This window comes from Flagellimonas amphidinii, assembly GCF_013090115.1.
Lineage (GTDB): Bacteria > Bacteroidota > Bacteroidia > Flavobacteriales > Flavobacteriaceae > Flagellimonas > Flagellimonas amphidinii.
This window is the reverse complement of record NZ_JABFNN010000030.1, coordinates 179,161-195,589: the sequence shown is the minus strand read 5'-3', so window position 1 is coordinate 195,589 and position 16,429 is coordinate 179,161. Positions and strand designations below refer to the sequence as shown.

General features: G+C 40.0%; 13 protein-coding genes. 4 read left to right on the top strand and 9 right to left on the bottom strand.

Features of this window, described 5'->3' with window-relative positions; genetic code table 11:
- Nucleotides 1-9 precede the first annotated feature (9 nt).
- Nucleotides 10-765, bottom strand: a complete 756-nt coding sequence (locus HJC33_RS07535; RefSeq protein ID WP_171658200.1) for a 3-keto-disaccharide hydrolase — start codon at nt 763-765, stop codon at nt 10-12.
- Complete coding sequence (locus tag HJC33_RS07530; protein ID WP_171658199.1) at nt 762-1,814, bottom strand: sugar phosphate isomerase/epimerase family protein; 1,053 nt, start codon at nt 1,812-1,814, stop codon at nt 762-764. The genes HJC33_RS07535 and HJC33_RS07530 overlap by 4 nt, the downstream gene beginning before the upstream one ends.
- Before the next feature lie 142 nt (nt 1,815-1,956).
- On the opposite strand from HJC33_RS07530, the gene HJC33_RS07525 reads away from it, so the two are divergent.
- Complete coding sequence (locus tag HJC33_RS07525; protein ID WP_171658198.1) at nt 1,957-3,660, top strand: GMC oxidoreductase; 1,704 nt, start codon at nt 1,957-1,959, stop codon at nt 3,658-3,660.
- Nucleotides 3,661-3,669: 9 nt separating this feature from the next.
- Entirely contained in the window at nt 3,670-4,134 is a 465-nt protein-coding gene (locus HJC33_RS07520) for an ASCH domain-containing protein (protein WP_171658197.1), read from the top strand.
- A gap of 159 nt (nt 4,135-4,293) precedes the next feature.
- Here the strand turns inward: HJC33_RS07520 and HJC33_RS07515 are convergent, their stop codons facing one another.
- From HJC33_RS07515 to HJC33_RS07495, 5 genes are read right to left on the bottom strand one after another with little or no spacing between them, the layout of a single operon-like run.
- On the bottom strand, nt 4,294-5,430 hold the full coding sequence (locus tag HJC33_RS07515) for a Gfo/Idh/MocA family protein (protein ID WP_171658196.1): 1,137 nt from the start codon (nt 5,428-5,430) through the stop codon (nt 4,294-4,296).
- A 14-nt stretch (nt 5,431-5,444) separates the two neighbouring features.
- The gene (locus tag HJC33_RS07510) at nt 5,445-6,659 is read right to left on the bottom strand and encodes an MFS transporter (RefSeq protein WP_171658195.1); all 1,215 of its coding nucleotides are present in this window, start codon (nt 6,657-6,659) and stop codon (nt 5,445-5,447) included.
- Nucleotides 6,660-6,684: 25 nt separating this feature from the next.
- On the bottom strand, nt 6,685-7,914 hold the full coding sequence (locus HJC33_RS07505) for a nucleoside permease (protein WP_171658194.1): 1,230 nt from the start codon (nt 7,912-7,914) through the stop codon (nt 6,685-6,687).
- A gap of 9 nt (nt 7,915-7,923) precedes the next feature.
- Entirely contained in the window at nt 7,924-8,367 is a 444-nt protein-coding gene (locus tag HJC33_RS07500) for a DinB family protein (protein WP_171658193.1), read from the bottom strand.
- Nucleotides 8,368-8,379: 12 nt separating this feature from the next.
- Nucleotides 8,380-9,384: a sugar phosphate isomerase/epimerase family protein gene (locus tag HJC33_RS07495; RefSeq protein ID WP_171658192.1), complete on the bottom strand. Its 1,005-nt coding sequence runs from the start codon at nt 9,382-9,384 to the stop codon at nt 8,380-8,382.
- 140 nt (nt 9,385-9,524) lie between these two features.
- Here HJC33_RS07495 and HJC33_RS07490 point away from each other — a divergent pair, with 140 nt between their 5' ends.
- Nucleotides 9,525-11,243 carry a GMC oxidoreductase gene (locus tag HJC33_RS07490; RefSeq protein WP_171658191.1) on the top strand — a complete coding sequence of 573 codons (1,719 nt, stop codon included), beginning with the start codon at nt 9,525-9,527 and terminating at the stop codon, nt 11,241-11,243.
- A complete protein-coding gene (locus tag HJC33_RS07485; RefSeq protein WP_171658190.1) occupies nt 11,243-11,896 on the top strand; it encodes a gluconate 2-dehydrogenase subunit 3 family protein in 654 nt (217 codons plus the stop codon). Before HJC33_RS07490 ends, HJC33_RS07485 begins: the two co-directional genes overlap by 1 nt.
- Before the next feature lie 160 nt (nt 11,897-12,056).
- Here the strand turns inward: HJC33_RS07485 and HJC33_RS07480 are convergent, their stop codons facing one another.
- Nucleotides 12,057-14,534, bottom strand: coding sequence for a ribonucleoside-diphosphate reductase subunit alpha (locus tag HJC33_RS07480; RefSeq protein WP_171658189.1), 2,478 nt, complete (start codon nt 14,532-14,534; stop codon nt 12,057-12,059).
- Nucleotides 14,535-14,664: 130 nt separating this feature from the next.
- Nucleotides 14,665-15,651: a ribonucleotide-diphosphate reductase subunit beta gene (locus HJC33_RS07475; protein ID WP_171658188.1), complete on the bottom strand. Its 987-nt coding sequence runs from the start codon at nt 15,649-15,651 to the stop codon at nt 14,665-14,667.
- Nucleotides 15,652-16,429 lie beyond the last annotated feature (778 nt).

Here is a 16,429-nt window from a genome sequence, read left to right as displayed (position 1 = left end):
TTCAACAAACTACAGTTCTTTTATTTTAATATTTCGATATGCCACGATATCTCCGTGGTCTTGTAATCCTATTTTTCCAGTTTGGTATTTTCCAAATCCTTCCCAATCGGCAAATTTGGAATCCGCCACCAACTTGTCCCACTCTGGACCATGTACAGGGAATTCAACAATTTTCTTGCCATTGAGCATCACATGTCCACTATTGGTCTCATGGTTCACCATTAATTCTACCAAATTCCATTCATTGGCCGGTCTTACCACTTTTTCTGATGGGGCAATCATATCATACAATGCCCCTGCTTGATGTGTCGTTCCATTTTTGGCATCAGGATGTCTTTCATCATCCAACACCTGTATTTCTGGTCCGGTCAAATACGGCTGGCCATATTTTTCGTCTTCGGCAATACCCCAAAAAATACCACTGTTTCCGCCTTCGGCGATTTTCCATTCCAATGAAAGCACAAAATTGGTGTATTCCTTGTCCGTGACGATATTGTAACTAGCTCCTTCAGGTCTTTCTTTAGGCGGATAGAAAACCATACTTCCTTCTTCCAACTTCCATGGTTCGGTTATGGCTTCGCCATTGTACAAATGCCACCCTTCAAAAGAAGAGCCATCAAACAAAACAGACCAGTCTGATTCCGGTGCTTTGGGTGTTTCCATTTCCTGTCCCGCCATCGGGTCCGAATCCATCTCTTGCTTTTGTTGTTTTTCTTTGCACCCTATAATGGAGATGGCTAAAAACATGCCTAATATTCTCTTCATAATCCTAATATTTTCTTGAGTTTGGTTGCATCTATTTCTGCTCCTGCAAAATCATCAAAGGTTTTTTCTGTCGCTTCAATGATGTGATCTTGAATGAATTTGGCGCCTTCCCGCGCTCCCTGTTCCGGGCTTTTAATACAGCACTCCCATTCCATTACTGCCCATACATCGCACCCGTATTGGGTCAATTTGGAGAAAATGGTCTTAAAGTCGATTTGACCGTCACCCAAAGACCTGTATCGCCCAGCGCGATCGCCCCAATCGTTGTACCCTCCAAAGGCTCCCTTTTTTCCTGTAGGATTAAATTCTGAATCCTTCACGTGGAAGGATTTAATGAACTCATGATAATGGTCAATGTATTTGATATAGTCCAATTGTTGCAACACAAAATGGCTTGGGTCGTACAAAATATTCACTCTTTTGTGATTGCCCGTAGCTTCCAAAAACCTTTCAAAGGTATCGCCATCATGTAAGTCTTCACCAGGATGGATTTCATAACAGACATCGACTCCTTCTTCATCGAAATGATTTAAAATGGGCATCCATCTTTTCGCCAATTCCTCAAAACCCATTTCCACCAATCCTGGGGGTCTTTGGGGCCAAGGGTGGGCAGTATGCCAAAGCAAAGCTCCAGAAAAAGTAGCATGCGCTTTTATGCCCAATCGTCTACTTGCAGTTGCCGCCTTTTTTACAGTTTCAATGGCCCATTGGGTACGTTCTTTTGGTTTGCCCTTTAAAGCATCCGGGGCAAAATTATCGAACATGATATCGTAGGCCGGATGGACAGCTACCAACTGTCCTTGTAAATGGGTGGACAATTCAGTAATCTCCAAACCATAGGAGCTTATCTTTCCTTTAAGTTCATCACAATAATCTTGACTTTCTGCTGCCTTGTCCAAGTCTATCAAAAAGGATTCCCATGTAGGTATCTGGATTCCTTTGTAACCCAGATCAGAAGCCCATTTGCAAAGTCCATCCAAAGAATTAAACGGTGGTTTACTGTCCACAAATTGGGCTAAGAATACTGCTGGTCCTTTGATTGTTTTCATTGAAATTGAATTTTAAGAATTCATAAATCCTCAAAACATTAGGATTTATCTTCTATATTTAAGAAAAAAACTATGATGTTTTCACTCATCACGTAGAAAGACATAAATATAGGTATTAGCGGACAATTAAAACAGCATAATAGTGAATGATAATATAGTTTATGATGCCATTGTGGTCGGTACAGGAATAAGTGGTGGCTGGGCGGCCAAAGAATTATGTGAAAATGGTCTAAAAACCTTGGTTTTGGAACGTGGGCCCATGGTAAAGCATATTCAAGATTATAAAACCATGCACGATGACCCATGGGATTATGCATACAAGGGTGAACTTTCTAGTGAAGAAAAAAAGAAGTATCCAAAACAGCTCAGAGTTGGTTGGGCACCCAAAGAAGATGTGAAGCACTTTTTTGTGAACGATTTAGAACATCCGTACCAAGAAACCAAGCGTTTTGATTGGATTCGTGGTTATCAGGTCGGTGGTCGTTCTTTAACATGGGGGCGTCAAAGTTATCGCTGGAGCGATTTAGATTTTGAAGCCAACAAAAAAGAAGGAATTGCTGTTGATTGGCCAATTAGATATAAAGATATAGCTCCTTGGTATGATAAAGTGGAATCTTATATTGGTGTTTCGGGACAAAAGTTGGGCATTCCGCATCTACCTGATGGACAATTTCAACCTGCTATGCAGCTCAACTGTGTGGAAAAAGATCTACAGGCCTCAATGGGTGAAAACTTTAAAGATGGTCGACTTTTAACTATTGGTAGGGCAGCCCATATTACCGAGGACACCACTAAATTTGAAGGTAGGGGGCGTTGCCAAAATAGGGCTAGATGTTGGAGAGGTTGTCCATTTGGAGGTTACTTTAGCAGTAACTCTTCTACCCTTCCGGCGGCGGAACGAACTGGCAATATGACCTTGCGTGCCAACTCTATAGTTCATGAAATCATCTATGATGAAACACAACAAAGGGCAACCGGAGTACGTGTAATAGATACAGAAACGCACGAAAAATTCGAATTCAAGGCTAAAATCATATTTCTATGTGCCTCAGCAATGGCATCAGTAGGTATTTTATTGCAATCCAAATCCAAAGCATTTCCCAATGGAATGGGCAATAATCACGATCAATTGGGTCGTAATATCATGGATCATCACTATCAACTGGGAGCCACAGCAAAAGTTGATGGTTATTTGGACAAATATTATAAAGGAAGAAGACCCAGCGGTTTTTATATTCCCAGATTTGTCAATCTAAATGAAAAAACCAAACAGAAAGAATTTGTACGTGGTTTTGGATACCAAGGTAGTGCAACCCGTGAAAATTGGTCCGATGCTGTAGCCGAATTAGGATATGGAAAAGCATTTAAAGAAGCAATACTAAAACCTGGGGCTTGGCAAATAGGCATGACTGGATTTGGCGAGATGCTTCCTTACCATGATAACAGAGTACAACTAAGTAAGGATAAAATAGACCAATGGGGCCTCCCACAATTGGATTTTGATGTGGAGTTCAAAGAAAATGAATACAAAATGAGAAATGCCATAAAGGATGAAGCGGTCGCCATTTTTAAGGCCGCTGGTTTCAAAGATGTTGAGGTATTTGACACAGCAACAGGACCTGGCCTGGGTATTCACGAAATGGGCGGTGCACGAATGGGGCATGATGACAAGACCTCAATTGTGAACAAACACAATCAATTGCACGATGTTCCAAATGTTTATGTAACAGATGGTGCTTTTATGACCTCTGCAAGTTGCGTGAACCCTTCTTTGACCTATATGGCCTTTACCGCAAGAGCCGCCAACCATGCAGCCCAATTAGTTCAACAGCATAAATTTTCTTAATTACTACTTATGGAAAACGCTTCAGCCCGAAATCTATGGGGCGATTTTTTGGATAAACACCTAGAATTTGCCTCTGAAGACGCACCCAAAGTCATACATTTTTGTGACAATGAAAAAGATGCCAACACTTGTGCCGATTTGGTGTGCAAAGACATAAAACGTGCTACGTCGCATTCCCTTTTGGGGTTACAATCACGGCATGAGAAACTCCCCAAAATAGGGGATTTTACAGTAGTCACCGATTGGGGTGGACAAGCCAAGTGCATTATCCGGACCACCTCAGTAAAACTAGTGCCCTATTTTGCAATTAGAGACGAGCATTCACGCTTGGAAGGTGAAGGTGATAAAAGTCTTGCCCAATGGAAAGAGACCCATTGGGATTATTATACCCGGGAACTTCAGGAATTTGGGAAAGTGCCCAGGGAAAGTATGATCGTGGTCTTTGAAGAATTTGAAAAGGTCTTTCAGAAATAAATAAGAGACTGTCTAAAAAGTTCTGAAAGGACGTCATTCTGAATCTATTTCAGAATCTCAACAAATTGTTTTGTTGTTATGAGAACCTGAAACAAGTTCAGGTTGACGAAAACCCTATTTATTAGACAGCCTCTTATATTTTATCATTTTGGTTTGAAATTAATCCATATCAACCCAAACATTCCCTTGTTTGTTTGAAGCTACTGTGCTTTCAATAAAATTGAGTCCACGTACGCCATCCAACATCGTTGGGAATTCTCCATTGTTATATTCTTCTCCTCGAATGGCTCTTGCTACTCCCAAATAGATGTTGGCCATGGCATCAAAAATACCTTCTGGGTGACCTGGAGGCAGTTTTGTTCCATCCAAACTTAACTTGGAATTATAGGCATGCCCTGGCTTATAAATCTGTACCGGCTCAGTATCACTCATTTTATATAGGAAATTAGGTTTTTCCTGTTCCCAACGGAACGCTCCTTTTTCTCCATAAATAGCAATGGCCAATCCATTTTCTTCACCCGTAGCAACCTGACTTGCCCTGATAACTCCTTTAACGTGCTTGTCCATGCGTATCAAAACAGTACCATCTACATCCATTTGATTGTCATCATAGAGATAATTAAAATCGCATAGTAGAGATTTCACCTGTAATCCTGTGGTAAATTCAATCATATTAAAAGCATGGACACCAATATCTCCCATGCAAGAACTGATTCCTGCCTTTTTGGGGTCCAACCGCCAAACAGAGGAACGTTTTTCCTTGTCATGGATAATGGCATTGATCCATCCTTGGTAATATCTTGCGTCCACTTTGTGGATTTTACCCAAAACTCCTTCTTTGATCATCTCTCGCATTTGTCGAACCATTGGATACCCAGTATAGGTATGGGTCACTGCAAAAACGGTCCCGGCTTTAGCCAGTGTTTCTTGCAGAATTTTGGCTTCTTCATAGGTTGTGGTCATTGGCTTTTCGCAGATGACGTGGAATCCATTTTCCAATAGTTTTTTGGCCATGGGAAAATGCAGGAAATTAGGCGTCAAAATAGAACATACCTGGATACGTTCCTCTTCAGGAAGCTTCATCTCCTCTTCAACCAAAGTGTCAAAGTCTTTGTAAATACGATTGGTAGGCACATCAATTTCTTTTGCGAAATCAAGGTTGTCCTCAAAATTTGGGTTGAAGACCGCTCCCACGATTTCGTAATTGTCATTGATAAAGGATGCTACTCTGTGCAGTACTCCAATCAGGGAGTCTCCCCCTCCCCCTAAGATTCCTAATCTAATTTTTTTGGGCATGTGTGTGATTTAATTTAGTGTTGTATTCTTTTTTCTTCCAATTTATTGCGCATGATAAACAATATGCCGAACAATACAATTAAAATAATGGGCAGCCACATTATATTTCCTAACGTAGCTTGACCGGCAACAAGATCTGCTGCATCAGCTGAAACACCAGAATCTAATGCTGTAGAGCGTTCCTGATCCAACATTTTTCCTATTTGGGGTAAGGAAATACCCGTAATCAACATTCCAAATCCTCCAATAATGGACATTCCAAGGGCGCCGGTTTTATGGGTGTATTCGCTAACAAACCCAATCATGGTAGGCCAAAAATACATTACTCCGCATGAAAATAGAATTGCTGCCACATAAACCATACTGCCTGTTGCCCCAGAAAGTAGGTACAGTGCCAAAGAAGCTACTATCGCCGATATAAAAAGAACACCTATTGGGTTTATTTTATGAATGACAGGGCCTGCAAAATATCTCCCCACTGCCATTAATCCGGTAACAATGGCCAAAATAATCAATGGTGGTGCACCGGCTTGTCCAAGTAATCTTTCAATAAATTGACCTGTTCCAAGTTCTGTTGTAGCTGTAAGACCCATACAAATCAACATGAAAATAAACAGTGGACTGAACATGGATTTGATGTTCTCACTGATATTGGATTCAATATTCTCCGCTTTGGGAAACTTTTGTCCAAGTATTAAATAGCCATAAATTAACGTTGGTATGATCATGATAGCAATTTGAAGCTGCCAAGATAGATTCATGTTGCCCATAAACTCTCCCAATAAAGCTCCAATTACAATCCCTCCAGGGAACCACACATGAAATTTGTTCAACATTGTGGTGCGATTGGTGGTATACATATCGGCTATTAAAGGGTTACAGGCAGCTTCCACGGCTCCGTTAGCCAGTCCAATCAAAAAAGTTGATACCAATAGCGGCACGAAGCTTTTTGCAATTATGGTAAGAATCAAACCTAATAAGTGACAAATAAAAGCTACCCAAAGTATAGGCTTGGGTCCAATTTTTGGATAAATGAGTCCCCCTATGATCATGGAAACCGGAAATCCATAAAACGCCATAGAATTCATCCATCCCAATTGTGTGTCATTAAATCCAAATTCCACATTCAGTTCTCCCATAATTCCCGCTCTCAGTGCAAAGGTCATAGCGGTTACAATTAGCGAAATACAAGACGCTAAAAAAAGTCTATTCTTATTTATATTTTCCATGGTTGATATATAATTATTGGTTTAGTTACGATTTATAGGTTACCTCTTCTTTTTTGAAGAATATTGCAAACAATGCCAGAACGACCAATGCGAATAGGGCTGGTATCATCCAAATGTTCTGCCAATTATGTACATTTTCTCCAATGAGGTACATATCGGTTATTTTTCCAGCGATCCAGAAGCCTATCAACATGCCCACCCCATATGTGGCTAAGGTAATCAATCCTTGGGCAGCGCTTTTATATTTTTCTCCAGCTTTGGAATCGGTATAAATCTGACCCGACACAAAGAAAAAGTCATAACAAATCCCGTGCAATGCTATTCCGATAAGCAACATGAAGGTCATTTCCCCTGCATTGCCATAGGCAAACAACAAATAACGTAGGGTCCATGCCAACATCCCGGCCATTATTGTTTTTTTAAACCCAAATTTTTTGAAGAAATAAGGCAGCAATAGCATAAACAAAACTTCTGATGCTTGGCCTATGGTCATTTTACCTGTAGGATTGTTCATCCCAATTTCTGTAAGGAACGGGTTTGCATTTTGATAATAAAAAGCCAGTGGGATACATATTAAAATAGAAGAAACAAAGAAAATCAGAAAGTTTCTATCATTTAATAGTTTCAATGCATCCAGTCCTAAAAGTCCAGAAATACTCACCTTTTCATCTTTCCCAACTCGTGGAGGTGTTTTGGGCAATGTAAAACTGAATAATCCCAATATTGCCGAAGCTATACCTACCATTAGAAAAGTATTCTTCAGCATCCCAGATTGAATCCCTTCTGGCGAATCCCATAAAAACAGATAGCTAATGACAAGACCTGCAACGATCCAACCAATGGTTCCAAAAACACGTATAGGTGAAAATTCCTTGGCCGGGTCAGTCATTTGATTGAACGAAATTGAATTGACCAAGGCCAAAGTGGGCATATAAATTATCATGTAGCCCAAGACATAAGGATAAAATACCGAAAAGTCATTGGACTGATACATTTGATACATTAAAAATGCCCCTATTAAATGGAGAACTCCCAAAATGCGCTCTGCATTAAAATATCTATCTGCAATAAGACCAATGATAAATGGTGCAATAATAGCCCCCCAAGACTGGGTTGAAAAAGCCTGGGCAATTTCTCCCCCACTTGCATTAAGGTTATTTCCCAAAAACGTTCCCAAGGTCACAAACCAACCACCCCATATGAAGAACTCCAAGAACATCATAAAGGAGAGTTGAAATTTGATTTTTATACTCATAAACTGATCTTATCTCTTGTAAAAAATATAATCCAATGGTTCTGGTTCAATTCCTGATGCTCTAAAATGCATCAAAATTTGACCCCTATGATGTGTTGAATGGTTCACAATATGAAATAGGATATCTTTAAGCTCATTGGCATAGGTTCTGCCTTTGCTGTTCTCATAATCTATCCTTTTGTCAAAATCATCTGCGTTGGTAATTATCTCAAAGGAAGTCCGCTGGTTTTCATAATGAATTTCTTCCCAGCTGGCAATTTTATGCTTCTGCCAAACTTCCAGTTCCGGTGTATTTCCCAAAATTCTGTGATTCCAGATATGATGTGCATTCAAAATGTGGTTAAAAAGCTTAACCGATTCTTTAGGGACTTTCTTCGTAGCAGTACATTGCTCAATTAGCTTTTTGTTGCAATAGAAATTATAATCAAAAAGTTGATGTAGAAATCCCTTCATAAGCACAATGTTTTATGCCGATGCCCCTATAACCTTTTCAAGCAATTTTTTGGTGGCGAGGATACCATCTTCTTCACTCAATTCGCTGCCTTCATACTCTACGCCAACAAATCCTGAATAACCTGCATCTTTCACTATTTGCATCATTTTGGCATAATCGATGACAGTCTCATTGCCTTGCTTATCAAAGTTGTATGACTTTGCGCTTACCGCTTTGGCATATGGCATCAATTCTTTAACTCCTTGGTATTTATCATATTCCTCAAGGCATTTGGACTCGTAATAAGAACCATCCTCTCTTTTAATACAGAAGTTGCCAAAATCTGGCAATGTTCCACAATTGTCCATATTCACCTTCTGCATAACATTGGCCAGCCATTCCGCATTAGAGGAAGGCCCACCGTGGTTCTCCACAATTACATTGATGTTTTTGTCTTTAGCATACGTAGCTAACTGGGTCAATCCATCTACAGACGCTTCCACCCAAACTTCTGGATCCATGCTCCCTTGAAGGTTAACTCTAATGGAGTGACAACCCATAGCAGCAGCAGCATCTACCCACTTATAGTGGTTCTCTACCGCAGCTTTTCGTTCATCTGCGTCTTCGGCAGCCAAAGCTCCTTGAGAATCTATCATGATAAGCAGGTTTTTCATTCCGTGTTTTTTGGCTTCAGCGTTGGATTTGTCCACAAAAGCTTTCATCGCCTCTTCAGAAAAATTATCCTTTTCCAATTCTGCATAATACAATCCACTGACGTATTCCAATCCTTCAAAACCCCATCCTTTTGCTTTTTCAGCAAAACTGTAAGGATCCAGTCCATCTTCCCAAATCATTTTATGAATAGACCATTGTGCCAAAGACAGTTTTAACAGTTGTTCGGTTTCTGCGGACACCTCTTCTTCGGCCTCCGGTTGATCAGCTTCATTTTTCTTTTGTTGTTTGCAAGCATAAGTCCCTAGTATAGAAAGTGCTATTCCAGCTTGGGCTCCATTTCGAATAAAGTTTCTTCTTTTCATTATTATTTATTAGGATTGGCTGTTTGTGATGAATCCAAAAACTACAACGTTATAGTAGTGAATTCTCAATAAACATAGGGAATAAATGTAGAAAATTAATTTAATAATTAATACATTTAGCAAATAAACAATACTATTAAATGAGTAAATTTTATTACAATCAGGAACAGGAATCTTATGATGCCATTGTTGTAGGGACAGGCATTAGCGGAGGTTGGGCCGCCAAGGAGCTTTGTGAGAATGGGCTGAAGACCTTGGTTTTGGAACGTGGACGAATGGTTAAACACCGTGATGATTACAAAACGGCAAACATGGATCCGTGGGATTTTCCAAATACTGGTCAGCCCACAAAGGAAGACATTGCCAAGCAGGAAAAACAGAACAGGACAGGCTACACTACCCATGCCGCTTCCAAAGATTGGTTTGTAAATGATTTGGAGCACCCTTATAACGAGACCAAGCGTTTTGATTGGATGCGCGGGTACCATGTTGGTGGCAGATCCATTATGTGGGGAAGGCATAGCTACCGTTGGAGTGAAATTGATTTTGAAGCTAACAAAAAAGAAGGTATTGCCGTTGATTGGCCTGTTCGATACAAAGACATAGCTCCTTGGTATGATAAAGTTGAAAGTTATATAGGTGTCACTGGTGAAACTTTAGGCTTGCCACAACTTCCAGATGGCAAGTTTGAGCCAATGATGGAACTTAACTGTGTGGAACAACATGTACGTGAGCAAGTAGCCGAACATTTTGATGGACGAGTAGTTACTGCTGGACGTGTTGCGCACATCAATAGCGACAAAAAATTTGAAGGTGACGGACGTATTCGTTGTCAATATAGAAACCGTTGTATTCGCGGATGTCCTTTTGGAGCATATTTTAGTAGTTTGTCCTCTACTCTTCCAGCAGCGGAGCGTACCGGCAACTTAACCCTGAGACCTGATTCCATTGTTCACGAAGTAATTTACGATCCAGATACCCAAAAAGCCACTGGTGTAAAAGTTATCGATAGAGAAACCAAAGAGGAGTTTGTGTTTAAGGCTAAAGTCATTTTCCTTTGCGCTTCTGCCATTGCTTCTACTTCTATTTTGATGCAATCAAAATCCGATCGCTTCCCTAATGGACTTGGAAATGACTCCGACCAGTTAGGAAGAAACATTATGGACCACCATCTTGGTGTTGGTGCTTCTGGTAAGTTTGATGGGTTTGATGACAAATACTATAAAGGAAGAAAACCAAACGGTATTTATTTGCCTAGATTTAGAAACCTTGGGGGAGACACCAACATGGATAGCTTTAAGCGAGGTTATGGTTACCAAGGTGGAGCCAGCAGAGGTAATTGGGAAGAAATCGTTGCTGAAGCTTCCCATGGCAAAAACCTTAAAGAAGCCATACTTAAACCAGGTGGTTGGACATTTGGAATGGGTGGTTTTGGTGAGGTATTGCCTTATGAAGACAATAGAATGACTTTGGATTATGACAAGTTAGATCAATGGGGACTCCCTACCGTCACTTTTGATGCTGAATTCAAAGAAAATGAATGGAACATGCGTGAAGACATGAAAGAACAGGCTGTTAACATGCTAACCAAAGCCGGGTTGCGAGATGTACAGGCTTTTGACAATCCTGGAGCATTGGGCCTTGGAATTCATGAAATGGGAACAGCCCGTATGGGGCGCGACCCAAAAACTTCTGTACTTAACGGACACAATCAAGTACATGCCTGCAAGAACGTTTATGTTACCGACGGTTCGTTTATGACCTCAGCAAGTTGCGTAAACCCATCTTTGACTTATATGGCCTTTACGGCAAGGGCCGCAAACCATGCCGCTCAAGAACTTAAAAAAGGAAATCTATAATGGAAAGAAGATCAGCACTTAAAAATATGGGCATGGCATTTGGTTATGCCGTTGCCACTCCTACCCTTTTAGGGATATTGCAAAGTTGTGAGAAGAAGCCTGATTACGCCACGTGGGTACCAAGCTTTTTTGATAAAGAAAAGGGTTACGCGATGGCACAGACCCTTGATTTAATCTTGCCAAAAACTGATACTCCTTCTGCCACAGAATTGAATGCGCATGTTTTCATTGATAAATTCATCAATGAGGTTTTACCAGAAGAACAGCAAGACTTTGTAAAACTGAAAATGGACAAATTCTATGAGAAGGTTTTGGCCGACTCTGGAAAAGATAATCTAATGGATGTTGATGCAGAAGATATTGAGCCTGTTTTACAGACTTATCTTAGAAAAAGAACAGATGAAGAAGAAGAGGCCCACGGGGAAGCCATTGAAAAGTACATGGAAGCCGTTCAAAATGGTGGAAGTGCGGACTTGGATTTTGAAGTGGCCCGTTTTTCTTATGCCATCGATTTAAGGAACATGGCCATTTGGGCTTTTAAGTCCTCTGAGTTCATTGGAGAACAAGTATTGGCCTACGCGCCCATCCCAGGCGAATATATCCCTTGTGGCGACGTAAATGAGCTTACACAGGGCAAAGCTTGGTCACTCTAACAAAAGTTTATTTTGAAATAGAAAACCCTCCTTTTAAAAGGAGGGTTTTTTGTTTTCGCAACATAACATAAAAATACCTCGGAAGCCGTTCTTTGTGGGGTGGGTTTTCCGAGGTATTAAATCAATAAACACTATCACATACTGATAAGTTCAGTACAAACTATGATCCGCACATTAAGCAGTCATCATCTGCTTGGCCTTCTTTAGACCGTGCAATCAATTCTCTCATTTCTTCTTCGGTCATAGGCTGAATATCCACTTCTTGTTGTTCCACAGGTGTGGTTTCAACCTTAATGCCTTCTGCTGTTTTAGGGGTTGCCGCCAATACCTCAGCTTCAGCAGCTACGCTAACAGGAATCTCTTTCTTTTTGGTATTATCCAAGGTAAACTTGATTGCATCCACAGCAGCTTTGGTCCTTAGGTAATACATTCCTGTTTTAAGTCCGCTCTTCCAGGCATAAAAATGCATGGAGGTGAGCTTGGAGTAATTGGCATTTTCCATAAACAAGTTCAAGGACTGGCTTTGATCAATGAAATAGCCACGTTGTCTACTCATATCGATAATGTCCTTCATGCTCAATTCCCAAACAGTCTTATACAACTCTTTAATATCATCTGGGATGATATCTATATGTTGAATAGATCCATTGGCACGCATCAACTCTTGTTTTAAACTTTCATTCCATAGACCCAGTTTTACCAAATCTTCCAATAGGTGTTTATTCACCACAATGAACTCCCCAGAAAGTACTCTTCGGGTGTAGATGTTAGATGTGTATGGCTCAAAACATTCGTTATTGCCCAAAATTTGGGAAGTGGAAGCCGTTGGCATCGGCGCTACCAAAAGTGAATTGCGCACCCCATGTTTTTTAACGTCTTTTCTGAGTTTGACCCAATCCCATCTTCCTGAAAGTTCTTCATCTTTGATGCCCCAAAGATTGTGCTGGAATTCTCCTTGGGAGATTGGGGAACCCTCGTAACTTGAGTATACACCATCAGTTTTGGCTTCTTCCATAGAAGCAGATACTGCAGCAAAATAGAGCGTTTCAAAAATCTCTTGATTTAATTGCTTGGCCTCATCACTGGTAAAAGGCAATCGCAACATAATGAATGTATCCGCTAGGCCTTGCACCCCAAGTCCGACCGGTCTATGCCTCATGTTGGAATTCTCCGCCTCTTTTACTGGATAGTAATTGCGATCAATGACCTTATTAAGGTTTTTGGTCACCCTTTTTGTTACCCTGAACAATTCTTTATGATCAAACTGCCCATTTTTCACAAACATTGGCAGTGCAATCGAAGCCAAATTACATACAGCAACCTCATCAGGAGATGTATACTCTAAAATCTCGGTACATAAGTTAGAAGAACGGATGGTTCCCAAGTTCTTCTGGTTACTTTTTCTATTGGCGGCATCTTTATAGAGCATGTATGGTGTACCTGTCTCAATCTGAGATTCCAATATTTTCTCCCAAAGATCTCTAGCTTTGATGGTCTTGCGCCCTTTCCCTTCAGCTTCATATTTGGTATACAAAGCTTCAAACTCTTCACTATGTGAGTCAAAAAGTCTTGGGCATTCATTCGGGCACATCAAGGTCCATTCGGCATCTGCCTCTACACGCTTCATGAACAAATCTGGAATCCACATGGCATAGAACAAATCACGTGCACGCATTTCTTCTTTACCGTGGTTCTTTTTCAAATCCAAGAAGTCATAGATGTCAGCATGCCATGGTTCTACATAAATGGCAAAACTTCCTTTTCTTTTTCCACCACCTTGGTCTACATAACGTGCAGTATCATTAAATACCCTTAGCATGGGAACTATTCCGTTGGACGTTCCATTGGTTCCTGCGATATACGACCCAGTTGCTCTAATGTTATGGATTGACAAGCCAATACCCCCAGCTGATTGCGAAATCTTAGCGGTTTGTTTCAAAGTATCGTAAATGCCATCAATACTATCATCTTTCATGGCCAAAAGGAAGCATGAAGACATTTGAGGTTTTGGAGTACCTGAGTTGAACAAAGTTGGCGTAGCATGTGTAAAGTATTTCTTGGACATCAACTCGTAGGTTTCAATCACTGAATCCAGATCATCCAAATGAATTCCAACAGCAACTCGCATCAACATGTGTTGTGGTCTCTCCGCAATTTGACCATTAATCTTTAACAAGTAGGAGCGTTCCAATGTTTTGAACCCGAAATAATCGTAGCCAAAATCTCGGTTATAGATGATGGTGGAATCCAGTTTTTCTGAGTTTTCAGAAATTACCTTATAGACCTCATCAGACAACAGAGGAGCCTTTTTACCTGTTCTTGGATTAACATATTCGTATAAATCCTTCATGGTTTCAGAGAAGGACTTTTTGGTGTTTTTATGTAGGTTGGAAACTGAGATGCGAGCGGCCAACTTTGCATAATCTGGGTGTGTAGTGGTCATAGTTGCCGCTATTTCTGCTGCTAGATTATCCAACTCTGAAGTGGTTACCCCATCATACAATCCTTCTATAACCCTCATGGCCACTTTTACAGGATCTACCAAGGCATTGAGGCCATAACAAAGTTTTCTAACTCGGGCCGTGATCTTATCGAACATCATCGGCTCTTTTCTTCCATCTCTTTTTAATACATACATGTGCTACGAATATTTTGAATGATACATTGTTGGGTTATACCATTTGCTGCATTGATGGTATTGGACCCCCCAATACCTTAAGGTTAAGACCATAAACCTCTTGGGGAGAGATTTATAGTGTGTGTTCTATTTAAAAATCTGCGTCAAAGCTAATTTTCTGGGAATCTGAATCTTTTTCTTTGTTCAAAACACCTGCTTTCTGATATTCAGAAACACGTTTCTCAAAGAAATTGGTCTTGCCCTGTAATGAAATCATATCCATGAAATCAAAAGGATTAGTTGCATTATAGACTTTCTCACATTGAAGTTCAACTAATAACCTGTCAGTAACAAATTCCAGGTATTGGGTCATCAGTTTGGCGTTCATTCCAATGAGACTTACAGGAAGAGATTCGGTAATGAATTCTCTTTCTATGTTTAAAGCGTCAACAATAATTTCCTTAATGCGTTCTTTGGAAACTTTATTCACCAAGTGGTTGTTATGCAAGTGCACAGCATAATCACAGTGCATTCCCTCATCTCTTGAGATCAATTCGTTGGAGAAAGTCAATCCGGGCATCAAACCTCTTTTCTTCAACCAGAAGATGGAACAGAAAGCTCCTGAGAAGAATATCCCTTCAACAGCTGCAAAAGCAATCAAACGTTCCGCAAAACTTGGTGACTCTATCCACTTTAGTGCCCAATCAGCTTTCTTTTTAATTGCAGGGAAATTTTCAATGGCCTTGAAAAGCACACTTTTTTCTTTTTCATCCTTTACATAAGTATCTATGAGCAAGGAGTAGGTTTCTGAATGAATATTTTCCATCATAATCTGAAACCCATAGAAAAACTTGGCCTCTGAATACTGAACCTCATTTACAAAGTTTTCTGCTAAATTCTCATTGACAATACCATCTGAAGCAGCAAAAAAGGCAAGAATATGCTTAATGAAATAACGTTCGTCATCACTTAATTTAGAGTTCCAGTCCGTTAAATCCTGGTGCAAATCTATTTCCTCTGCAGTCCAGAAACAAGCTTCTTGTTTCTTGTACCACTCCCATAAATCGTGATGTTGAATCGGAAAAATTACAAATCTATCCTTGTTTTCTTGTAAAATAGGCTCTATTGCTGCTGACATAACTGCTTGTTAAAATTTATATTTTGGACTGGAAATTTCCTTGTGAACAGGGCTAACAAAGATTCAAAAATGTTACCAGATTGTAAAGTTTGTTTTATTAAAACAACGGCAAAGTTTTTAACACAACATGTTGAAATCTAGGGTCGCCAGTGATGATCGTTGGAGTTGGGGCATCTTACTTTTTCAAAGTTTTTAAAGCAGGAGCTAAACAATAAAAAAAGACCAAGAAGTATAATTTTATATATACTCCTTGGTCTAATTAACTTATATATGTACCGCAGGGATTGGGTAACAATCTATTACCAAACGGTACGGCCACTTCAGACTGGGAAAAATAGATGATGTCTAAATTCTAGGTAGTTCCCCCGAAACCTAAAACCAAACTTTTAACCAGTTACCCAACTGAAGGTGTATTTTACAAGCGCTTTCCTATACAATAGAGATTGGTTGCTTTGGCCGTACTAGCTGGTAATATTTAATGAACTTATTTGCTTGGTGCTTTGCACCTATTCGTTATCCACTACATTAAAAATGCTGCAAAAACCAGAGCTACTACCAAAAACAAAAACAATACAAAACATTTTCTCATTGCATTAAAGTTTAATGTGGTTATCCAATTTTTGACTAAGGCAAGGTAAAAAACGATAGATTGACATTTTCGGCCTATGTATAAACGGTAGCTATTTATGTATAGTTGGTTTTTGAAATACAATAAAATTCTATAAAATGTAAGAAAAATCTTATACTATATTGATTTGTACGTTGCCAGCCCCCGAAA